The 20,581-nt window shown below is 70.8% G+C and carries 21 protein-coding genes; 8 read left to right on the top strand and 13 right to left on the bottom strand.

All coding sequences use genetic code 11. The features are described from left to right. Positions 1–41 precede the first annotated feature (41 nt). Positions 42–245, bottom strand: a complete 204-nt coding sequence (locus AB0I98_RS25250; RefSeq protein ID WP_362945367.1) for a cold-shock protein — start codon at positions 243–245, stop codon at positions 42–44. A gap of 300 nt (positions 246–545) precedes the next feature. On the opposite strand from AB0I98_RS25250, the gene AB0I98_RS25255 reads away from it, so the two are divergent. After that, positions 546–1,451, top strand: a complete 906-nt coding sequence (locus tag AB0I98_RS25255; RefSeq protein WP_362945369.1) for a helix-turn-helix transcriptional regulator — start codon at positions 546–548, stop codon at positions 1,449–1,451. Positions 1,452–1,476: 25 nt separating this feature from the next. Here the strand turns inward: AB0I98_RS25255 and AB0I98_RS25260 are convergent, their stop codons facing one another. Continuing rightward, positions 1,477–2,292, bottom strand: coding sequence for an SAM-dependent methyltransferase (locus AB0I98_RS25260; protein WP_362945371.1), 816 nt, complete (start codon positions 2,290–2,292; stop codon positions 1,477–1,479). 195 nt (positions 2,293–2,487) lie between these two features. Here AB0I98_RS25260 and AB0I98_RS25265 point away from each other — a divergent pair, with 195 nt between their 5' ends. The 4 genes from AB0I98_RS25265 (at position 2,488) to AB0I98_RS25280 (ending at position 7,359) form a co-directional block, all read left to right on the top strand. Continuing rightward, a complete protein-coding gene (locus AB0I98_RS25265; RefSeq protein ID WP_362945373.1) occupies positions 2,488–2,976 on the top strand; it encodes a hypothetical protein in 489 nt (162 codons plus the stop codon). Between the two features lie 57 nt (positions 2,977–3,033). Continuing rightward, the gene (locus AB0I98_RS25270) at positions 3,034–4,467 is read left to right on the top strand and encodes a hypothetical protein (RefSeq protein ID WP_362945375.1); all 1,434 of its coding nucleotides are present in this window, start codon (positions 3,034–3,036) and stop codon (positions 4,465–4,467) included. Between the two features lie 135 nt (positions 4,468–4,602). Further along, positions 4,603–6,387 (top strand): serine/threonine-protein kinase, encoded by a 1,785-nt coding sequence (locus tag AB0I98_RS25275; protein WP_362945377.1) that lies wholly within the window; start codon positions 4,603–4,605, stop codon positions 6,385–6,387. Positions 6,388–6,570: 183 nt separating this feature from the next. After that, entirely contained in the window at positions 6,571–7,359 is a 789-nt protein-coding gene (locus AB0I98_RS25280; protein WP_362945378.1) for an FHA domain-containing protein, read from the top strand. A gap of 15 nt (positions 7,360–7,374) precedes the next feature. On the opposite strand, the gene AB0I98_RS25285 is transcribed toward AB0I98_RS25280, so the two are convergent. Then, positions 7,375–9,282 (bottom strand): serine/threonine-protein kinase, encoded by a 1,908-nt coding sequence (locus AB0I98_RS25285; protein WP_362945380.1) that lies wholly within the window; start codon positions 9,280–9,282, stop codon positions 7,375–7,377. 276 nt (positions 9,283–9,558) lie between these two features. On the opposite strand from AB0I98_RS25285, the gene AB0I98_RS25290 reads away from it, so the two are divergent. After that, entirely contained in the window at positions 9,559–10,344 is a 786-nt protein-coding gene (locus AB0I98_RS25290) for a polysaccharide lyase family 7 protein (protein WP_362945382.1), read from the top strand. Between the two features lie 232 nt (positions 10,345–10,576). Continuing rightward, a complete protein-coding gene (locus tag AB0I98_RS25295) occupies positions 10,577–12,055 on the top strand; it encodes a glutamate-cysteine ligase family protein (protein WP_362945384.1) in 1,479 nt (492 codons plus the stop codon). A 5-nt stretch (positions 12,056–12,060) separates the two neighbouring features. Here AB0I98_RS25295 and AB0I98_RS25300 read toward each other — a convergent pair whose 3' ends face one another. The 3 genes from AB0I98_RS25300 to AB0I98_RS25310 all read right to left on the bottom strand — a co-directional run bounded on the left by AB0I98_RS25300 (position 12,061) and on the right by AB0I98_RS25310 (position 14,804). Then, positions 12,061–13,173 carry a Gfo/Idh/MocA family oxidoreductase gene (locus AB0I98_RS25300; protein WP_362945386.1) on the bottom strand — a complete coding sequence of 371 codons (1,113 nt, stop codon included), beginning with the start codon at positions 13,171–13,173 and terminating at the stop codon, positions 12,061–12,063. Next, the gene (locus AB0I98_RS25305) at positions 13,143–13,853 is read right to left on the bottom strand and encodes a ThuA domain-containing protein (RefSeq protein WP_362945388.1); all 711 of its coding nucleotides are present in this window, start codon (positions 13,851–13,853) and stop codon (positions 13,143–13,145) included. Before AB0I98_RS25305 ends, AB0I98_RS25300 begins: the two co-directional genes overlap by 31 nt. A 111-nt stretch (positions 13,854–13,964) precedes the next feature. After that, entirely contained in the window at positions 13,965–14,804 is an 840-nt protein-coding gene (locus AB0I98_RS25310) for a class I SAM-dependent methyltransferase (protein ID WP_362945390.1), read from the bottom strand. Positions 14,805–14,877: 73 nt separating this feature from the next. Between AB0I98_RS25310 and AB0I98_RS25315 the strand changes: the two genes are divergently transcribed. Continuing rightward, a complete protein-coding gene (locus AB0I98_RS25315; protein WP_362945392.1) occupies positions 14,878–15,291 on the top strand; it encodes a helix-turn-helix domain-containing protein in 414 nt (137 codons plus the stop codon). On the opposite strand, the gene AB0I98_RS25320 is transcribed toward AB0I98_RS25315, so the two are convergent. The 7 genes from AB0I98_RS25320 to AB0I98_RS25350 are packed head-to-tail and all read right to left on the bottom strand — an operon-like array spanning position 15,276 to position 20,575. Next, positions 15,276–16,274 carry a sugar kinase gene (locus AB0I98_RS25320; RefSeq protein ID WP_362945394.1) on the bottom strand — a complete coding sequence of 333 codons (999 nt, stop codon included), beginning with the start codon at positions 16,272–16,274 and terminating at the stop codon, positions 15,276–15,278. The two genes, AB0I98_RS25315 and AB0I98_RS25320, sit on opposite strands and share 16 nt — an antisense overlap. Beyond that, entirely contained in the window at positions 16,271–16,462 is a 192-nt protein-coding gene (locus AB0I98_RS25325; protein ID WP_362945396.1) for a hypothetical protein, read from the bottom strand. Before AB0I98_RS25325 ends, AB0I98_RS25320 begins: the two co-directional genes overlap by 4 nt. Beyond that, positions 16,459–17,091, bottom strand: coding sequence for a bifunctional 4-hydroxy-2-oxoglutarate aldolase/2-dehydro-3-deoxy-phosphogluconate aldolase (locus tag AB0I98_RS25330; protein ID WP_362945398.1), 633 nt, complete (start codon positions 17,089–17,091; stop codon positions 16,459–16,461). The genes AB0I98_RS25325 and AB0I98_RS25330 overlap by 4 nt, the downstream gene beginning before the upstream one ends. Before the next feature lie 26 nt (positions 17,092–17,117). Beyond that, positions 17,118–17,897: a hypothetical protein gene (locus tag AB0I98_RS25335; protein ID WP_362945400.1), complete on the bottom strand. Its 780-nt coding sequence runs from the start codon at positions 17,895–17,897 to the stop codon at positions 17,118–17,120. Beyond that, a complete protein-coding gene (dgoD, locus tag AB0I98_RS25340) occupies positions 17,894–19,039 on the bottom strand; it encodes a galactonate dehydratase (RefSeq protein ID WP_362945402.1) in 1,146 nt (381 codons plus the stop codon). The genes AB0I98_RS25335 and dgoD overlap by 4 nt, the downstream gene beginning before the upstream one ends. Then, positions 19,036–19,767, bottom strand: a complete 732-nt coding sequence (locus AB0I98_RS25345) for a FadR/GntR family transcriptional regulator (protein ID WP_362945403.1) — start codon at positions 19,765–19,767, stop codon at positions 19,036–19,038. Before AB0I98_RS25345 ends, dgoD begins: the two co-directional genes overlap by 4 nt. Before the next feature lie 34 nt (positions 19,768–19,801). Next, positions 19,802–20,575 (bottom strand): glucose 1-dehydrogenase, encoded by a 774-nt coding sequence (locus AB0I98_RS25350; RefSeq protein WP_362945405.1) that lies wholly within the window; start codon positions 20,573–20,575, stop codon positions 19,802–19,804. Between the last annotated feature and the right edge of the window lie 6 nt (positions 20,576–20,581).

A 20,581-nucleotide genomic window follows, 5' to 3' on the forward strand; every position in this document is an offset into this window, starting at 1 on the left:
ACCCTGCCGGTGCGGACCCCGGGGACATACGCGTGCGGCGATCAGGCGGGGCCGATGTTCTCCGCCTGCGGGCCCTTCTGGCCCTGCGTGACGTCGAAGGAGACCCGCTGGCCCTCCTGCAGCTCACGGAAGCCCTGGGTCGCGATGTTCGAGTAGTGCGCGAACACGTCCGGGCCGCCGCCGTCCTGCTGAATGAAGCCGAAACCCTTTTCGGCGTTGAACCACTTCACAGTTCCCTGTGCCATGACTTTCTCCTTCTGTAGGCAGAGGCCCCATCCGGAGAAGCCGGGAAAACAACTAATGCGCCTGAAGGAGAAACATTCCCGTCAGGCGCACATAGGTTCATGGGTACCACAACTGCAACGCGGAAACCGTAGCACAACCCGGCGGCCGATGTCCGCGCCGACTCCGCTGATGCCGCCCAACTCGCTCTCACGGCAAGCCAGTTGGCGCGATCCGGAGATCATGTAGCGGACAGCCCCTAGGATGGCTGGCTGCCGCGCTTGTACGCGTGCAGAGTTGCGTTCACCGCAGGGAGAATGCCGATGGGTATGAAAGAGGCCGCACGCACCCCGTTCGACAGTGCGGTAGGGGACGGCGGGTCGGCCGGCCCCGTAGTGCCGCGGCTGGTGCTGGGCGCACGGCTGCGCAGGCTGCGGGAGGAGCGGCACATCTCGCGTGAGGCCGCCGGACATGTCATCCGCGCCTCCCGGTCCAAGATCAGCCGGCTGGAGGGTGGCCGCCACGGGTTCAAGCTGCGGGACGTGGCCGATCTGCTTACCCTCTACGGCGTCACCGACGAGGCAGAACGCGCCACCTTGCTGGCGCTGGCCGAAGAGTCCAACACCCCCGCCTGGTGGCAGTACTACAACGACGTGGTGCCCACCTGGATGCAGACCTACCTCGGGGCCGAACAGTCGGCGAGCCTCATCCGCTGCTTCGAGGTCCAGCGCGTTCCCGCCCTGCTCCAGACCCCCGACTATGCGCGTGCCGCCGTCCGGCTCGCCCACCCGGACGCCGGTGCGGAGGAGATCGACCGGCGAGTCGAACTGCGGATGACCCGCCAGCGGATCCTGCACCGCCGTCCTGGGGCTCAGTTCTGGGCCGTGATCGACGAGGCGGCGCTGCGTCGCCCGGTGGGCGGCATCGGCACGATGCGCGCCCAGCTCAGGCATCTCATCGAGATCTGCGGATCCCCGCAGGTCACGGTCCAGATCATGCCGTTCCACGCCGGTGGCTACGCCGCGGAAGGCGGTCCGGTCACCATCCTGCGGCTGCCCGGCGGCCAGCTGCCCGACGTGGTCTGCCTCGAGCAGCTCACCACCGCGCTCTATCCCGACAGGCCCGCCGAGATCGAGTGCTACTGGGATGTCATGAACCGCCTCGTGGTCGAGGCCGAGTCACCGGACGAGACTCCGACGACCCTCCATCGCATCCTCCAGGAAACCTGATCCACGGGCCGGCGGCCGGCAGGTGTCAGCGCTTGAGGGCGACACCGCCGTACTGGTGCACCTCCGCGGGCAGGCCCCAGGCGGCGGCGTCGGGGCGCCAGCGCGAGCATGACGCGACGCCCGGTTCGAGCAGTTCCAGACCGTCGAAGTAGCGCTCGATCTGCTCGGGGCTGCGGAGGATGTAGGGGATCGAGCCACCTTCGTTGTACTGCTGGATGGCCTTGACATACGACTCACTGGTGCTGGTGCTGTCGTAGTGCACGAGGTAGCTGCCGGCGGGCAGCGCGTCCACCAGCTGCCGCACGATCGAGCGTGCCTCGTCGAAGTCCTCGATGTGGCCCAGGATGCCCATCAGCATCAGAGCGATGGGCTGGTCGAAGTCCAGCGTCTTCCCGGCCTCGCGCACGATGGTGCTCGGCTCGCGCAGGTCGGCGTCGACATAGTTGGTGACCCCTTCCGGGGTGCTGGTGAGCAGCGCGCGGGCGTGTGCCAGCACCAGCGGGTCGTTGTCGACGTAGACGATCTTGCACTCGGGGGCCACCCGCTGGGCGATCTCGTGGGTGTTGTCCACGTTGGGCAGCCCGGTGCCTATGTCCAGGAACTGCCGGATGCCCTCCTCGGCGGCGAGGTGGCGCACGGCGCGGGCGAGGAAGTACCGGGCGGCGCGGGCGCCGGTCTCGATGCCGGGGAAGATCTTGCGGAAGGCGTCACCGGCCACCCGGTCGACTTCGTAGTTGTCCTTCCCGCCCAGCCAGTAGTTCCAGATCCGGGCCGACTGCGGCACGGAGGTGTCGATCTTGGAGAGCGTCTCCTGCTCGGAGTTCGCTGCCTCATCAGTCATGGACGCTCCTGTGCGTGCGTAGTGACAACCACGAAACCGTCGAACATCAGTCGTGGCTGCCTACGCTATTCCTCGCGCCTCGCCTCCTGCGCACCGGCGCCCCCAACCTGCCCGTGTTTTACCGCCTGTTGGCTTGTTTTCGTCGGTTCGCCGCGCCCGGGACCCCTCCCGGACGGGACGCTGCATCGTGACGGCATGCCTAAGGTCATGCGTGTCGCAGCCGCCGTCATGGGGCTGGTGGTGCCGGTCGTCGCCGGGTGCTCCTCCGGACCGGGCTCACCGAAACAGGAGTTGATCCGGAGCGCCGACGAGAGCTGCCGTGAGATCACCGAGCGGTTCACCGGTGACCTCGCGTACGGCGAGGGCGTGGGCGTCGGCGACGTACGGAAGTTGCGTGAACGAGCCGTCCTGCTGAAGGACCTGCGCGCACAGGTCCGCAAGATGCCGAAGCCGGAGACCGGACAGAAGGACCTGGATGCCTGGCTGGGCAAGCTCGGCGTCTACATCGACGGCCTCGAGGACTTGAGTGGCCAGTTCGAGAACTACCGGTACGGACAGGACTTGCTGCTCGCGATGCAGATGTCCATCAACGAGCAGGCGGCGAAGGAGATCGCAGCGCCTGCGAAGCGCTTCGGGTTCGAGGACTGCGCGACCACCAAGAAGTGGGAGTACATCGCTTCCTGACGCATCGGTGCCGGATCGGGGCCGCTCCAGGCCCCCACGGAACGGGAAGAGATCAGCATGGATGAATCGACTTACGTGGTGCGGGAGCCCGAGCCGTACGGGGCCAGGCCGCACGATCCGCTGGCCGTCGCGCTCGGCAACGCCTCATTGCTCGGCGTCGGCTATCTGATGCTGCGGCGGTGGGGCCTCGCCGTGTTCTCCGTCGCCGTCACCGTCGTGGTCGTCTCGCTGCTCGCGTCGACCGCCCGGACGTCGTACGAGATCGTGGTGCTGGTGTGGTGGGTGGCCGTCACCGCGCACGGCTGGTTCCTGGCGCGTGGCGGTGCCGGCCGGGGCGGCGCGGTGCGCGGTCAGCGTCTGGTCGCGCTCGCGGTGACGCTGCCGGTGCTGCTGGCGGCGGGACTGCTGCGGTACGACGCGTCGAGGATCGGCGGGAGTGTCACCGAGGCTCGCGAGAGCGGGGATTGCGTCGGGGTGTCGGCCGCCCAGGACAGGGTGTGGTTCGGGCACCGTGTCGCCGACGCCCCGCTGACCGCCCGCGGCGACGAGGTCGTCCAGGACTGCCGCCGGCTGGACACGGCCCGGGCGCAGCTGGCCTCCTCGCTGACCGGTGACACCGACGCACTGGAGCGGGGCTTCAAGACGCTCGCCTCCGTCCTCGCCGAACCCGGCAACGAGAAGACGGTCGAAGCGACCCTCAACGACTTCCTGCGCGCCCTGCCCGCCGAGGACCCCTGCGACACCGTCACCCTCACCTACTGGCTCCGCGACCGCGAGAGCAGCCACGACCTACTCGACCGGTCCGCCGAGACGGCCCGTCGGACCGCGCCCGCCGCGCTCGTCGAATGTGGCGACGATCTGATGGACACCGACGACTGGAGGCAGGCCCGCGCGCAGTACGAGCGGCTGCTGGACGAGTACCCGGACGACGGGCTCGCGAGCAGGGCACGGAAGGGAGCCAGGAAGGCCACGCTGAGTATCGAGCTGGACAACGTCCGCAGTCTCCTCGCGGGAGGCGACGACAAACAGCCCGAGTACTGCTCCCACCCGGCGAAGTACAGCGGCGCCAAGCCCCTGAGCAAGGGCCCCAACCGCGCCCTCTACTACGGCCACGACGAGTACAGCGAGGACTACTCGGCCAAACTTCCCGGCTCCTGGAAGGCCAACGACCCCACCGACGCCGTCCTGGTGGTCTGCATGGGCGAGGAGTCCTTCGGCAGTTCCGTCGAGACCTGCCCGTACCGGGCCCAGTCCTCCGGGGCCACCACCTATGTGACCTTCTACAAGATCGCGCTTCCGGTGAAGGTCTACGAGCTGCGCACCGGCAAGCTCGTCGCCAACCGCAAGATCCAGATCAGCGGCAGCAGTTGCCCCTCGGTGATCAAGTACTACACCAGCGGCGGTATCGACCCGGGCCCGTTGTCGAGCAGGTCCGTCACCGAGTCGACGTCCGATGTGCGGGCCGCGTTCCGTCCCTTGATCAACAGGTGAGGGGCGTACAGGATCTGACGCTCAGTCAGCGACGGTGGTTCGTCGCCGTTTTCGGGAGGGCTCCCGGACGGACGGGGTGAGCATGGCGGGGCGCTCTGTGAGGTGGCGCGCGTACGGCCGAGGGGAGAGACGCTGGTGGCAGGGGAGCGGGAGCAGATCATCGCCGGGCGGTACCGGCTGCGGCAGCGGCTGGGTTCCGGCGGTGGGGGCAGCGTATGGCTGGCCGAGGACCAGGAACTGCGGGTGCAGGTCGCGGTCAAGGAGATCGACGTACCGCACACCTCGGAGGCCGCCCTCGGCGACCCCGCCGGCCGGGGCCGCAAGGAGGCCCTGAAGGCGGCGCAGTTGCGCGAGCATCCGAACGTGATCACGGTGTACGACGTCGTCGAGGCCGACGACCGCCCGTGGATCGTGATGGAGTACCTGCCGGGGACGCGCGACCTGAGCGCCGTACTGAAGGAGCGCGCCCCGCTGCCGAGCGACGAGGTGGCCCGGATCGGAGCCGCCGCTCTCGACGCGCTCTCCGCCGGACATCGGCTCGGCATCATCCACCGGGATGTGAAGCCCTCCAACATCCTGTTGGCGCCGGACCATTCGGGCGTCGCCGACCGCCGGGTCCTGCTCACGGACTACGGCATCTCGCTGCGGCTGCGCGAGACCCGGATCACTCAGAGCGGCATGGTCGTGGGCACGCCGGGCTATGTCGCTCCGGAGCGGCTGTCCGGCGGTGAGGCGACTGCCGCGTCCGACCTGTTCTCGCTCGGCGTCACGCTCTACGCCGCCGTCGAGGGCACCGCCCCGTTCGAGCGGGACACGCTCGACGCCACGCTCCTCGCCGCACTGAACTCGGAACCCTCCGTGCCGCAGCGGGCCAGCGAACCGCTCAGCCGCGTGATCATGGGCCTGCTGGCGAAGGACCCGGCGGAGCGTATGCCGGTGGCGGAGGCGGCCGAACTGCTCGCCGAAGCGGCGGCGACCGGGACGGCGAGCGTGCCGTTGCCCGAGCCGTCCGCGAGCGAGACCCAGCAGCCCCGCACCCTCACCTCCCGCAAGCCGGCCGGGCGCACCACCGTGGCGCTGGCGCTCGCCGCCGTGCTGGTCGGCGGCGGAGGGTTCGCGCTGGGCGCCACCACATTCGACGGTAACGGGGACCCCGTGAAGAAGCCCGACGTCGAGGCGAAGGTCGCCGCGACTCCCTCCCCGTCGGTCACCCGCGGCGCATACCCATACGGCAAGCAGATGCGGCTGCGCGAGGAGCTCACGCCGGGCCAGTGCGTCGACGCCGACTGGAAGAAGGGTGAGGACTACAAGGGACTGCTCGGCCTCAAGCTCGTCGACTGCTACGACGACGACCCCGAGGGACAGGTCATCACCACGGTCGCGGCGGACGGCACCGAGGACGAGCGGGGCAAGTGCACCCGGCGCACCGCGGAGCTGCGCGGCACCATGGCCGACCCGGTGCTGTACGTCCTCACGCCCGAGACCGGGCAGAGCGAGCCGCCTGCCGCGGCCTGTCTGCTCTTCCTCAACAAGGCCACGATCGGCGGCCCGCTCGGCCACTTCCGCAAGTTCGGCGACCAGGTGTACGTCACCCAGCTGGGCCAGGGGGACTGCATCAACTCCAAGGAGAGTGACGACGGTACGGTCACCGACACCCTGGTGAACTGCGACGAGCCGCACCATGAGCAGATCGTCGGCTGGACCTGGGCCTCGGGCGACGGCTCGGCGGACAGCGTCGACAAGGGAGACCTGTGCCAGGAGAAGTACGGCGTCAACTGGGCCCGCGGGGAGGGACACGAGATGTGGGGCTGGTATTCGACGGACGAGGAGTGGGAGGCCGGTTTCCGTCATGTGCTGTGCAGTGTCGCCCGGGAGGACGGCAAGAAACTCCCCGGCGGAGCGCTGAAACCGGCGTACTGACCCGTGCCGTCGCCCACGTCTACGCGCTGATGGACGACGGTTCCGCTCCCTCCCCGGAACCGTCGTCCTTGCACGCTCCTTTTATACGGGGGCAGTTTGGGGAGGGGTCCCGGAGGTGATGCCGGATCCTGTAACCGCGCCCGTACGCGTGTCGAGAACACCCCCGATCCAAGGAGCACCGCGATGACCCTCTCCGCCAGCCTCGCGCGAGGAGTCGCGCCCACCCAGCCCGGCACGCTGCATGTGCGCTCGGTCACCGGCGACCTCAGCGCCCCGCCCCGGCCGGGCCTGACGGTCTCCTTCGGCCGCGGCGAGAAGCCGGACGTGGACCTGGGCGTCGGCGTGGACGACCTGCGGGTGAGCCGCCGGCACGGCGAGCTGACGTACCGTCAGGGGTACTGGTGGCTGCGCAACATCGGGCAGCAGCTCGTCCGGCTGCCCCGCGGCCGGATGATGCATCTCACCACCGAGCCGATCCCGCTCGCCACCGGCTACACGCCCCTGTTCGTGAAGGGCTCCGGCTACCGTGAGCACCTGGTCGAGCTGTATGTGGCGAGCCACGACGACCAGGGGCCGATCTCGCGGCGGCGCGCGGAGACCGCGCGGCCGGAGACCTGGGCGCTCGACGACGACGAACGGCTGCTTCTGGTCGTACTCGGCCAGCGGTATCTGCTCTACGAGGAGGATCCGCGCCCCCTGACCTACGCGATGGCGGCCAAGCAGCTCGCGTATCTGCGCCCGGACGCGCGCTGGAACGAACGCAAGATCGAGTACCGCGTCGAGGCCGTACGCCGCCGGCTGGACCGCACCGGCTTCAAGTACCCGCTGATGCACGACAAGGCGCAGGGCCGCCCCGCGGACAACGGGCTGCTGCACAACCTGCTCAAGGGGCTGGTCGAGTCCACCACACTCGTTCCGCCGGACCTGGACCTGATGGAGGACGAGGCGACCTGGCCGGACTCCGCGCCCTGAGCCCCGCCCTCCATGTCATCGCTCGCGGAGTGCTGTGGCGGCGGAGCCGGCGAGTCGGGTGGCCATCCCGCAGAGCTGGTCCGGGGAGCGCTCGCCGCCGACGTCCAGGCGCACCATCTCGGCCGCCGTCTCGGCGTCCTGGCCGCTGTACTGGCGGTACTCGACGAAGGCAGAACAGGAGTCGCCGTCGTCGTCCGGCTCGACGACCGTGCGGTATCCGCTGAGCGTGACCTCGTCGCCGCCGTCCGCCCCGGACCTCGGCTGGTCACGGAAGAAGGCGATCTCCGCGTCCAGGTCGTCGACATCGCTCGACCACTCGCAGCTCCAGTCCGCGACCCCGACGACCGGTACGTCGACCTTGAGGCCGGGAACGACGGACAGCGCTTTGGCGTTGAGCAGTTCGCAGGCGTTCTTCCACGCCAGCGACGCGCGCTTGTAGCCGGGGTCACGACGGGGGAGCGGGCCCTTGTCGAGGATGTTCGCTGCGCTCTCCGCCGTCTTGTCGGCGACCGTGCACAACGTCGCGTTGCCGCCGGTCACGGACCCGTCGCCCATGTTGACGCGGATCCCGACGAGGGTGTCCTCGGTGTCGCCGTCGGACGTCAGCAGCAGCTTGCACTCGTCGCTCTCCGCCTCCTCCTCGCGGATGCCGATCTTCCCGATGGTGCTGGAGGGCTTCGATGTCTCGGGCGGCGAACCCCGGCGCAGCTGGATCGACACATCGATGCGGGTCTTGGAGTCGACGGTCACGAGCATGTCGCAGCGGTCGAAGTTCCCGTAGTCCACGTCGATTTGGGCGGTGCCGAACTGGTCGAGAGCGTCGGGCTCGGCCAGGGCGCACACGTCGGCGGTGTGTGGATCGCCGATCAGAGCCGACGCTTTGGCGTGCGCGGCGCCCTGCGCCGCCTGGCTCGGGTCGGCCCCGTCCGCGGCAGCCCCGCCGTCCCCGTCGTCGGGGAGGGCGACGAGCCCCAGGGCCAGCGCGGCACTGAGGCCGAGAGCCGCGGCGAGCATGCGGCGCCGCCTGTGCGGGCGCCGGGCGGAGTCCTGCGTGGTGTCCGACTCCGGTCCGGCGACGGCCTCCAGGAGCCGCTTGACCTCAAGGGCGTCGGGGCGCTGCCGGGGGTCGCGCTGCAGCATGGCGGTGAGCACGGGGTACAGCGGTCCCACGGCGTCGGCGTCCATCTCGACGACGCCCTGCTCGGCCTTCCAGTACCGCAGGCGGTCGGTGTCCTCCGAGTCCGCGTGCTCCCAGCGGTCACCGTCCTGTTCGGTATGGCCGCCGCGCGGGGGCGAACCGGTGACCAGCGCGTAGAGGGTGGTGGCCAGGCAGAACACATCCGAGGCAGGCCGAGGCACATTGCCCCGCGCCAGCTCCGGGGCGGCGTAGTCCGGAGTGAAGCTGAAGGGCCCGTTGGCCGTGATGGTGTCGGTGCCGCCGACCCGGTACGCGGCGCCGAAGTCCAGCAGCTTCGCCGCACCGCGGCGGCTGAGGCCGATGTTGGCGGGCTTGACGTCGCAGTGGACGATGCCTTCTTCGTGTAACGCGGCCAGCGCGTCGGCGAGTTGGGCACCCATACGGGCCGCCCGCACCGGAGACACCGGGGGCAGTCGGTCCAGGCCGCCGCCGGGAACGTACTCCATGACGAACCAGTAGGTGTCCGTCCCCTTGCCGTCCGCCGGCACTTTCACGACGTCGAACAGGGTCACGACGTGCGGATGGTCGCGGAACTTGGCCATGGCGCGCGGCTCGCCCAGCAGGTGTCGGACCGCGGTCTCACGGTCCTCGTCGGCCCGCTCCGGTTTCAGCGCGACGTCCTGACCCACCACCGAGTCATGGGCCAGCCACACGTCGCCGCTCCGCCCCGCGCCGATGACCTCCCTCAGCACATAGCGACCGGCAAACTCGTCCCCGGAACGCACGGATCTTCCCCCTCGTTCGAGTCCAGAACGCATACGACCGCGGCCGTGCGCATAGATCGAACCTACTGCGTCGGACGGGCCGTACGCAGTGTCTACCCAGAGCCTTCATCAGTCGCACGCAAGCGTAGAGGCGATGAGGGGGAGGGGAGTGGGGTGGCTGGGGCTTTCGGCCATGGTCGACAGTGAAGCGGAGGCGGTTCGGGACCGGTCCCGCCGACGGCACATACGGTACGGGACGGCCAGAACCGAGCATCCGAGAGAGGGAGGAAACCCTCCATGCCAAGCACTCCGACCAGCGTGCTGGCGGGCGTCATCACGGCTGTGTCGACCGCCGCGCTCACGCTGTCCGCGCAGCCCGCCGCTCCGGCGGCCGCGCAGGAGCGGGCGGCCGCCAAGTGCGCAGCCCCGTCCGACGTCCTCGACCTGAGCGACTGGAAGTTGACCCTGCCCACCGGTGAGGACGAGGACCCCACCGAGATCACCCAGCCCGAGCTGAAGGGCTTCTCCGCGTCCCCGTGGTTCCGGGTCAGCGGCAAGTGCGACGCTGTGCGGTTCCGGGCCGCCGTCAACGGTGTGACGACCGGGGGCTCCAGCTATCCGCGCGCCGAGCTGCGGGAGATGACCGATGGCGGTGGGGACGAGGCCGAGTGGTCCACCACGGAGGGCACCCACACGCTCGTGGTCAAGGAGGCGTTCATGGCACTGCCCAAGGTGAGGCCGTACCTGGTCGGGGCGCAGGTCCATGGCGGGGACGACGACGTCACGGTCTTCCGTCTCGAAGGCAGCAGCCTCTACGTCACCGAAGGCGACGACCGCCACCATCACCTCGTCACCGACGACTATGAACTGGGCACGGAGTTCGAGGCCAAGTTCGTGGCGGAGGACGGGGAGATCGACGTGTACTACAACGGGCGGCTGGAGACCACGATCTCCCACGACGGCGACACCAACTACTTCAAGGCCGGGGCCTACACGCAGGCCAACTGCGACAACTCCGACCCGTGCAGCGCCAAGAACTACGGCGAGGTCCGCATCTCCGACATCAAGGTCACCCACTCCTGACCTCACGGTGGTGCGGAAACGGACCCCGGCGCCGGTCGGCGGCGCCGGGGTTCAGCAACAGGGTCAGGACCGGGCAAGCTCACCGTGTGCGGTGCGGACGGGCACGCTCTGTGATCGATGAGGCGATGTGCGGCCTCCGTACGGACGGCGGCTGCGCGCTGACTGTCCCGGTTGCGCCGGAGGTGCGACGCTGGGAGCACAGGTATCCGCCGAGGGGACTCGGGAGGACACGATGGGACGTGATGTGCCGGCCCTTGTGTTCACGCGGGAGGACCGGCGTCGATACCGGGAGAAGATGCACACCTGCCTCGATGTGCTCGCGCAGATGCTGCGCGAGTCGGCCTTCGAGAGCGAGCGCCCCCAGGTCGGGCTGGAGATAGAACTCAACCTGGTCGACGGTGACGGGCGGCCGGCGATGCGCAACACGGAGGTCCTCCAGGCGATCGCCGACCCCGCCTGGTCGAGCGAGCTGGGCCGCTTCAACCTGGAGATCAACATCCCGCCCCGGCGGCTGACGGCGGGCGGCCCCGGCGCCTGGGAACAGGCGATCCGCGAAGCGCTCAACCACGCCGAGGAACGCGCCTCGGCCGTGGGCGCGCACCTGATCATGATCGGCATTCTGCCGACGCTGGGGGAGGCGGACGTGGGCGAGGCCGCCCTCTCCGGAGATCCCCGGTACCGGCTGCTCAACGAGCAGATCTTCGCGGCGCGGGGCGAGGATCTGCGGATCAGGGTGGACGGCGTGGAGCGTCTGTCGATGTACGCCGACGTCATCACCCCGGAAGCGGCCTGCACCAGCACCCAGTTCCATCTCCAGGTCGACCCGAAGGAGTTCGCGGACTACTGGAACGCGGCCCAGGCCATCGCGGGCGTGCAGATCGCCCTGGCGGCGAACTCGCCCTTCCTCTTCGGCCGGGAACTGTGGCGCGAGTCCCGTATCCCCCTGTTCGAGCAGGCCACCGACACCCGCCCGCAGGAGATCAAGGCCCAGGGAGTACGACCGCGGGTGTGGTTCGGAGAACGATGGATCACCAGCGTCTTCGATCTCTTCGAAGAGAACGTGCGCTACTACCCGGCGCTGCTGCCACTGTGCGACGACGAGGACCCGCAGGAGGCGCTCGACGCGGGCGACGTGCCGCAGCTGGGCGAACTGACGCTGCACAACGGCACGATCTACCGCTGGAACCGCCCCGTCTACGCCGTCACCGACAGCGGGCCGCATCTGCGCATCGAGAACCGGGTCCTGCCCGCCGGCCCCACCGTGGCCGACATCATCGCCAACGGCGCCTTCTACTACGGCATGACGCGCGCCCTGGTCGACGAGGACCGGCCGGTCTGGACGCGGATGTCGTTCACGGTCGCCGAGGAGAACCTCCACACCGCGGCCCGTGACGGCATCGACGCCCGTCTGTACTGGCCCGGCATGGGCGAAGTGCCGGTCACGGAACTGGTGTTGCGGCGCCTGCTGCCGCTGGCCCATCGCGGCCTGGAGCTCGCCGGTATGGACGCGACCTGGCGTGAACCCATGCTGGGCATCATCGAGCAGCGCTGCGTCACCGCCCGCAACGGCGCCCTGTGGCAGGCGGAGACGGTGCACCACCTGCAGAAGGGCCTCGCCTCGGACCGGTGGGAGGCGCTGCGGCAGATGACGACGACGTACATGGACTACATGCACCTGAACGCGCCCGCGCACACGTGGCCCGTGGACTGACGGTCTTACCCGGCCGGGGATCTCCTCCACTCGTCGGCGGCCGTCAGCGGAACCAGGACGGGCGGCTCCACCGTTGTCGTCAGCTCGATGCGCCGCCCCTCGGCGGACGAGCGGAGCAGGGCGCTCATCGTCTCCAGCACGTGCAGGGCGAGTTCGCCGTTCGCGCGGGGTGCCCGCTGGCCGTCGGCGGCGATGAAGTCGAGCAGGCCGATGCCGCGTGCGCCGGCGGCGTAGCCCGCGGACGGCGGGAGCGGGCGCCATTGGGTGCCGCCGAGTTCGTGGAGCCGCACCTCGCCGTCGAAGTGGTTGGGATCCGGGACCGTGAGGGTCCCCGTCTCGCCGTGGACCTCGATCGGCGCGGCGGTGGTGGCCACGCCGTCGAAGCTCGTCGTGAGCGTCGTCAGGGCCCCGCTCGTGTGCTCCAGGACACCGGAGACATGGGTGTCCACCTCGACGGGGATCCGCTCGCCCGCGCGCGGACCGGAACCGATCACGCGCTCGGTGCGCAGCCGACCGGCCGCCCCGATCACGGCACGCACCGGACCCAGCAGGTGGACCAGGGACGCGAGGTAGTACGGGCCCATGTCCAGCAGCGGGCCGCCTCCCGCGGTGTAGTAGAAGTCGGGGTGCGGATGCCAGCGTTCGTGCCCCGGGGTGACCATGACCGCCGAGGCGGACAGGGGGCGTCCGATGGTCCCCGCCTCCACCGCGGCCCGTGCCGTCTGGATGCCGGTGCCCAGCACGGTGTCCGGGGCGCACCCGACACCGACACCGGCCTTCGCGGCGGCCTCCAGCACGGCGTGCGCGTCGGCGAACTCGGCGGCGAGCGGCTTCTCCCCGTAGACGTTCTTCCCGCGTCCGATGGCGCCGAGGGCGATCTCGGCGTGCGCGGCGGGAACGGTGAGGTTCAGCACCGTGTCCACGTCCGGGCTGCTCAGCAACTCCTCGACGGTCAGCGCCTCGACGCCGGGCCGTTCGGCGGCGACCGCGGCCGACCGGGAGGCGTCGAGGTCGGCGACCGCGGTGAGGCGCACGGCGGGATGGCCGTCGAGTGTGTCCAGGTACGCGCGGGAGATGACGCCGAGCCCTATGACGCCGATGCGGTGCGCGTCGCCCACAGCATGCCCCTCTCGATGACGGTGCGGACGTTCGGGTTCTCCAGCACGTCGACGCTGTGCCCCGGTGTCGTCACCACGATCCGCCCGGCGCCCCAGCGGCGGGTCCAGATCGCCGGCGAGGTGACCGGACGGTCCCAGGGCTGCCACGGCCGGGCGGGATGGGTCGTGGTGGCCAGTACGTCGATGAGGTCGTCGTGGAGCACCCAGTACTGCTCGGTGCAGAGGTCGAAGTCCTCGATGCCGGCCGTGATGGGGTGTTCGCGGCCGAGTTCGGTGAGGGTGACGGTGTGGGGAAGGTAGTTGTCCTCTTGAACTCCCCGGCGTTCACAGGGCTCTTTGCCCGGGTGGGTCGCGAACTGCCCTCCCACCAGGTGGAGATAGTCGGAGGAGGCGCGGAACGAGTCGGCGATGCCGCCGTGCCAGCCGGTGAATCCGGTGCCGGCCTCGACCGCTTCGCGCAGTCCCGCCAGCTGCTCGGCGGTGATCTCCGACATCGTGACGCACTGCACGACGAGATCGGTGCCGGCCATCGCGGCGGTGTCGGCGTACACGTCGGTCGACTCCTCGATCCGGACGTCGTATCCACTGCTTTCCAGGAAGGGCAGGAACAGTTCCGTGGCCTTGACCGGCTGGTGCCCCTCCCATCCGCCTCGGACGATCAGGGCGTTCTTCCGCGTCATCTGGTTCCTTCGTCGGGCCCGTAGAACAGCGCCATCACTATGCGTCAGCCGCCCGGGTCCGGAAAAGGGTTGGTGGATACACGAAACTTTTCGCGGTGACCGGCACCGGCATCAGGCTTGGGCGCCGATGAACCAACAGGCCCCGGTGAAGCGGACTTCCGTGCCGTGCACAAAGGGGTCGAAGGCGGCGCGGACCGTCTCGACGACCTGGGCGCGGGTCTGCTCGTCCACCTCGGGCAGAACCTGGCCGACTGGCCCGAAGCGGGTGAAGTAGGGGACCAGTTCGCTCTCCGGCAGGACGCATTCCACGTCGATCGGCCGGATGTCGATGCCGGTCCACCCGCTCTCCTTCAGGATGCGGTGGACCCTGTCACGGTCCGCGAAGGCGAACTGCCCCGGCTGGTCCGGCAGACGGGCGGGGAGGTTCGGCAGGAACGGTGCCGCGGCGCGTTCGGCGGTCGTCATGAACGGATTCTCCGCGGGGCCGCGCCACGCGATGCAGTGGAGCTCGCCCCCGTCCCGGACGGCACGCCGGATGTTCGCGAAGGCGCGGACGGAGTCGCTGAAGAACATGACGCCGAAGCGCGAGATGACGGTGTCGAAGATGGCCGGTTCGAACGGGTGCTCCTGTGCGTCGGCGTGGATGAACGAGGCCGGTGTGCCCTCGCGCTCCACGCGGGCCCGGGCGGCGGTGATCATCGGTTCCGAGATGTCGATGCCGACGCAGTGGCCTGCCGGCCCGAGGCGTCGTGCGACGGCCAGCGTGGTGCTGCCGGTGCCGCAGCCGACATCGAGCACCCGGCCGCCGCGCTCGGCGGACACCGCGTCGACGAGCAGGTCCTCATAGGGCCTGAGCAGCTCGTCCAGCACCGCCTGTGCCTCGACCCAGGCGTGGCCGGAGGCCCCGCTCCAACGCGCCGCCTGTTCGTCGGTCCTGCGCGTGACGTCCATGATCGTCTCCTCTGCTTGCCTGAGCCGGGCCGGGATGACAGCGTTCTACTTCAAGTCGACTTGAAGTCAAGGGGTGACAGACCTGGACATCGCCGAGGTGGCGCAGCGCGCCGGGGTCCCCGCCTCGACGCTGCGCTTCTACGAGGAGAAAGGGCTGATCGCCTCGGTCGGCAGACGGGGCCTGCGCCGCCAGTACGATCCCGGCGTACTGGAGCGCCTGGCGCTGATCGCGATGGGCCGCAGCGCGGGGTTCTCGCTCGACGAGATCGCGCACATGTTCGCCCCGGACGGGCGGCCACGCATCGACCGCGAGATGCTCGCGGCCAAGGCGGACGAGCTGGACCGGAAGATCCGTGAACTGGCCGTCCTGCGTGACTCCCTGCGGCACGCCGCCGCCTGCCCCGCGCCGAGCCACATGGAGTGCCCCACCTTCCGCCGCCTCCTCAAGGCCGCCGTGTCGAGGAAGCGGGCTCAGCGACCACTGTGAATCCAGCTGTCCTGCCGCGTCCAGTCCCGCGCAGGGAGGTCGAGGAGCCGCTCGATCCGGGCGCGGTCCGGCAGCGGACCGTGGTCGCTGGTCACCCGGAGCGCGGACGCGGCGGTGATGTGCCCGAGCCGCAGCGCGCGGTGTACGTCGCCGTCCCGCAGCAGCCCGGCCAGGAATCCGGCGGCGAAGGCGTCGCCCGCTCCGACGGACTCCACCACGTCCGTGCGCAGCGCGGGCACGGTCCAGGTGTTCCCCTCGCCGAAGGCGGTGGCCGCATGTCCGCCGTCCTTGACCACGAGCAAGCGCGGGCGCGGCAGCAGCCGGCGCACGTCGGCCGCCGCCAGATCCGCACCCCAGAGACCCTGTGCCTCGTCGAGCCCGACGAAGGCGATGTCGGCGCGATCGGCCAGGTCGCGCAGTACGGCGGCCGCGGTGCCGTCGGGCCAGAGCGCGGATCGGTGGTTGACGTCGAAGCTGACGGCGTGGGGACGTTCGCCCGGCGGGGTGGCGAGCGCCCGTTCCACCAGGCCGCGGCAGGACGGCGACAGCGCCGGGGTCACGCCGGTGAGATGCACGACGGACGCCGACTTCAGCCGGTCGTCGTCCAGCACCTCGGGGCCCATGGCGGACGCCGCCGAGCCGCCGCGGTAGTAGCGGACACGGGTGCCGGTGCGGCCGGTCTCCTTGACGAGCAGGCCGGTCGGCCGGTCCGGGTCGTGGCGTACGCCGCTGACGTCGACGCCCACCGCGCCGACGGCGGCGCGCACCCGCCGGCCGAAGGCGTCGTCGCCGAGCGCCGAGAGCCAGACGACCGGCACCCCCAGATCGGCCAGGTACATCGCCACGTTCGACTCCGCACCCGCCACGGACACCCGCAGATCCTCGACGGTCTCCAGCGGCTCCGGCACAGCGGGAGCCAGGGCCGCCATGGTCTCCCCGATACAGACGACGGGTCCCTCGGCCGGACGCCAGGTGCTGTTCACTCGGTCTCTCCCCGACGGTAGGAGGCCGCCGGTGTCCCCGGCACGTCGACCCGGGCGGTGAACAACGCGCCGTCCAGGGGGCCGGCAGCGGTGAGCCCCACGCGGGCCGTGGTGATGTGGAGGGTGTCCGACTCCAGGCACACACCGGCGGGCTGTCGTGCGGGCAGCCGCAGCACACGGTCGGTCACGGCGTGGCCTCCTCTACGGCGGCACGAAAGGCGCGGGCCCGCTCGCGCAGGGCGCTCACACTTCCGCCGTCGGCGGCGTCGCCGACCAGGGGTGAGCCGACGCCTACCGCGGTCGCTCCGGCTGCCAGGTACGCGCGGGCGGCCGCCTCGTCGACGCCTCCCACCGGGACGAACAGCTCGTACGGGAACGGTCCGCGCAGGGCCTTGAGATAGGTGGGCCCGCCGGCTTCGGCGGCCGGGAAGATCTTCAGCGCGGCGGCGTCGTAGGTGCGCGCGGCCACGATCTCGGTCGGGGTCATCGCACCTGCGAGCACCGGCATGCCCAACTCCCGTGCTGTGCGCACTCCTTCGCCGAGCGCGGGGGTCACGGCGAAGTCCGCGCCGGCCCGGTGCGCGGCACGGGCGTCGTCGGCGGTCAGGACGGTACCGGCGCCGAGGGGGCGGTCGGGGCCCAGGGCCTGCCGGGCGCGTTCGATGACGGTGAGGGCGTCCTTGCCGGTCAGCGACACCTCGATCAGCTCGATGCCCTCCGCGGCCAGGGCCAGTACGGTGCTGAGCGCGGCTTCGGGGTCGTCTCCGCGCACGATGGCGACGAGGCGGTGGGCGGTCAGGGCCGCTCGTAGGTCCATGATCGGGTGCTCCAATTCCGGGTGTTTCAGGGGCAGGTGCAGTCCGGGGTGAGCGTCAGCCGCCAGCGCACCTCACCCGAAGCCGGTACGCGGGCGGCGTCGTCCGGGCCTGCCTCGGCGAGGTCGAAGACGCGGCCGATCATCGGCTCGACGCCCGTGCTGCGGTAGGGGTGCTCGGCGGGGAAGCCGCCGAGGTTGCGCCACAGGGCGATCGACACCGGCTGTCCGTCGGCTTCCAGGGCGAACGCCAGGCGGTCCGCGTCATCGTGGACGCAGCAGTAGGAGGCGTCGACGACCGCCCCGACCGCGGTGCCGTCGTCCGGACCGAGCCGGTCCAGGCGCACACCGTGTGCGACGGGCCAGTTGCCCGCCACCCAAGGGCCCGCATCCGGGTAGAGGCGGGTCCTCGCTCCCTCGGTCATGTGCACCGTGGCCCGCCGGGAGAGGTCGAGGAGCGCATGGGCGGCCCAGATGAAGCGGAAGCCCGGGTCGGCGGTCAGGACGTAGTCGACCTCCGCTCCCGCGCCCATGGTCCGGGTCAGGCGGAAGCGCTCGCAGTCAATGCTCTCCGTGCCCTTCCCGTCGCTTGTCCACGGGCGTGACCAGGCGTCCCCGTGATCGGGAGTGCCCCGCACGGTCGGCACGCACTCCTCCAGTCCGCCCGCGTCGATGAAGGCGTCCCCCGGCGACACGTCCTCGCGGGCCGTGCCCTCCCGGCGCCACAGCCACTCACGGCCACCGGCACGCAGCGAGGTCCAACGGCCGCCGTGGGCCGGATCGGTGACGACCGTCAAAGGCACTGTCACCACTCCGCGAACGACCCGTCGGCATGCCGCCACACCGGGTTGCGCCAGGCGTGACCGCTGCGGTCGGCGGCGCGCACGGCGGCCTCGTCGACCGTGATGCCCAGCCCCGGTGCGTCCCCGCGGGGCGCATGCCCGGCCACGAAGCGGAACGGCTCGGGATCGACGACGTAGGAGAGCAGGTCGGCGTCCTTGTTGTAGTGGATGCCCCGACTCTGCTCCTGGATCAGGAAGTTGGGCGTGGCGAACGCGATCTGCAGGCTGGCCGCCAGCGCGATGGGGCCGAGCGGACAGTGCGGGGCGAGCTGCGCGCCGTACGTCTCGGCGAGCGAGGCGATGCGATGCACCTCGGAGATGCCGCCGGCATGCGACAGGTCGGGTTGCGCGACGGCGACACCCGCCGCGAGGACGGGCAGGAACTCGGCGCGCCCGTAAAGGCGTTCACCGGTGGCCACCGGTACATCGGTTCCCGCGACGAGGCCGGGCAGCAGATGGCTCTGTTCGGGAACCACCGGCTCCTCCACGAACAGCGGGTGCAGCGGCCCGAGTCGAGCCAGCACGCGCCGGGCTCCGGCGGCGGTCAGCCGGCCGTGGAAGTCGACGGCGACATCGCGGTCCGGGCCGAGGGCCTCGCGGGCGGCGGCCACGCGGGCGACGACCGCCTCGGTCTCGGCGGCGGTCGGTACGGGGGAGACGGCTCCGGCGGCGTTCATCTTCACCGCGGTGAAACCTGCCTCCACCTGGGCGGCGATCTGCTCGGTGAGTTCGGCGGGCTCGTCGCCGCCGACCCATGCGTAGACCCGGACCCGGTCGCGCACGGGACCGCCGAGCAGGGCGTGCACCGGGGCGCCGTACGTCTGGCCCGCGATGTCCCACAGGGCCTGGTCGAGGCCCGCGACCGCGCTCGACAGCACCGGCCCGCCCCGGTAGAAGCCGCCCTTGGTGAGCACTTGCCAGTGGTCCTGGATGCGCAGCGGGTCCTGGCCGACGAGGTACTCGGCCAGCACGTCGACGGCGGCCCGGACGACCTCCGCGCGTCCCTCGACGACGGGTTCGCCCCAGCCGACCACGCCGTCGTCGGTCTCCACGCGGCAGAACAGCCAGCGCGGCGGGACCAGGAACGTTTCAATACGAGCGATCTTCAACGGGAGCCTTTCGTCTCGTCGGAACGGTCGACCCGGTCCAGGTCGCGGCCCGCCTGATCGAGCAGCGCCCGCATGGCGGCCTCGGCGGCCTGCGGATCCCGGTCGCGTACGGCGTCCAGGACGGCGCGGTGCGCCGGCACCGGATCCTCGCTGTGCGGGGAGCTGTGCACGATGCGGTCGCGGTGGGCGAGGCCGGACTCGATCACCATCTCCATGCGCTCGAGCAGTTCGTTGTGGGTGGCGGTGAGCAGGGCGCGATGGAAGGCGAGGTCGGCCTCGACGGCGTGGGCGGCGTCGGCACCCTGCCGTCCCATCGCCTCCACGGCCGCGTCCAGGGCGGCGAGGTCGGCATCGGTGCGCCGCTGCGCCGCGAGCCGGACGGCGGCCGGCTCGATGATGGCGCGCACCTCCGCCAGGTTGCGCAGCAGCGCCTGGTCGGCCTCGGTGGTGCTGCCGCCCTCGAACTGCCAGCGCAGGACGTCGGCGTCGAGCAGGTTCCAGTCGGCCCGGGCCCGGACGAACGTGCCGCGTTTCTGGCGGGCGTCGACCATCCCCTTCGCGGCGAGCACCTTGAGCGACTCGCGCAGCGCGGTGAGGCTCACGTCCAGCTCGCTCTGCAGCGCCGCCAGATCGAGCGTGGTGCCCTCGGGGATCTCACCGCCCAGGATGCGGCGGGCGAGGGCTTCCACCGTCTGGCCGTGCACGCCGCGGCGGGCGTAGGGCGTCATGTCGTACAGCCTTTCTTCTCTTGCGACGAGAGCGTCATGCGGACGCCTTGACGACGCTCCAGCCGCCGTCCACGAGGAGACTGGTGCCGGTGATGTAGGAGGCTTCGTCGGCGCTGAGGAAGGCGATGGCCGCGGCCACTTCCTCGGGGGTGCCGAAGCGCCGGGCCGCCGTCTCGGCGACGCTGCGCTCGCGCTCCTGGGGCGGCACCCTGTCCCAGGCGCCGGTGAGGATCGGACCCGGCACGACCGCGTTGACCCGCACCTCGGGCCCGTACTCGACGGCGAGCTGCCCGCACAGCGAGAGCAGGGCGCCCTTGGAGGCGGCGTAGGCGGGGTGACCGGGGATGCCCCGGTGTGCGTGGACGGAGGAGGTCAGCACCACCGCGCCGTGCCGGGCCCGCAGATCCGGCAGGACCGCCCTAAAGCCCAGGAACCCGCCGGTGAGGTTGACGTCGAGCTGCCGCCGCCACGACGGCAGGGTCAGCTCGTGCGCGGGCCGCACATCGACGGTGAAGGCGTTGCTGACCAGGACGTCCACGGGCCCGAAGGCATGGGCGGCGGCCACGATCCGCGTCCAGTCGTCCTCCGCCGCCACATCGGCTCTCACGAACCGCGCCCGGCCGCCGTCCTCGGCGATCCGCTCGGCCACCGCCTCACCGGGCTCCTCCGCGATATCGGCGACCACGACGGCCGCTCCCTCCTGCGAGAGACGTACGGCGGTGGCGGCTCCGATGCCGGAGGCCGCACCGGTGACGACGGCCGTGCGTCCGGAGAAGCGGGCGCCGGTCCGGCGTGCGGGCTGGTCCATCGTGGG

The organism is Streptomyces sp. NPDC050211 (assembly GCF_040656035.1).
In the GTDB taxonomy this organism is placed as follows: domain Bacteria; phylum Actinomycetota; class Actinomycetes; order Streptomycetales; family Streptomycetaceae; genus Streptomyces.

Excerpts from the sequence above, each read along its gene's own strand:
- AB0I98_RS25330 (WP_362945398.1), bottom strand. The coding sequence starts at position 17,091 with ATGGACCTACGAGCGGCCCTGACCGCCCACCGCCTCGTCGCCATCGTG.
- AB0I98_RS25250 (WP_362945367.1), bottom strand. The coding sequence starts at position 245 with ATGGCACAGGGAACTGTGAAGTGGTTCAACGCCGAAAAGGGTTTCGGC.
- AB0I98_RS25295 (WP_362945384.1), top strand. The coding sequence starts at position 10,577 with ATGGGACGTGATGTGCCGGCCCTTGTGTTCACGCGGGAGGACCGGCGT.
- AB0I98_RS25260 (WP_362945371.1), bottom strand. The coding sequence starts at position 2,292 with ATGACTGATGAGGCAGCGAACTCCGAGCAGGAGACGCTCTCCAAGATC.
- AB0I98_RS25310 (WP_362945390.1), bottom strand. The coding sequence starts at position 14,804 with ATGGACGTCACGCGCAGGACCGACGAACAGGCGGCGCGTTGGAGCGGG.
- AB0I98_RS25305 (WP_362945388.1), bottom strand. The coding sequence starts at position 13,853 with ATGACGCGGAAGAACGCCCTGATCGTCCGAGGCGGATGGGAGGGGCAC.
- AB0I98_RS25270 (WP_362945375.1), top strand. The coding sequence starts at position 3,034 with ATGGATGAATCGACTTACGTGGTGCGGGAGCCCGAGCCGTACGGGGCC.
- AB0I98_RS25265 (WP_362945373.1), top strand. The coding sequence starts at position 2,488 with ATGCCTAAGGTCATGCGTGTCGCAGCCGCCGTCATGGGGCTGGTGGTG.
- AB0I98_RS25280 (WP_362945378.1), top strand. The coding sequence starts at position 6,571 with ATGACCCTCTCCGCCAGCCTCGCGCGAGGAGTCGCGCCCACCCAGCCC.
- AB0I98_RS25290 (WP_362945382.1), top strand. The coding sequence starts at position 9,559 with ATGCCAAGCACTCCGACCAGCGTGCTGGCGGGCGTCATCACGGCTGTG.
- AB0I98_RS25345 (WP_362945403.1), bottom strand. The coding sequence starts at position 19,767 with ATGACGCCCTACGCCCGCCGCGGCGTGCACGGCCAGACGGTGGAAGCC.
- AB0I98_RS25350 (WP_362945405.1), bottom strand. The coding sequence starts at position 20,575 with ATGGACCAGCCCGCACGCCGGACCGGCGCCCGCTTCTCCGGACGCACG.
- AB0I98_RS25255 (WP_362945369.1), top strand. The coding sequence starts at position 546 with ATGGGTATGAAAGAGGCCGCACGCACCCCGTTCGACAGTGCGGTAGGG.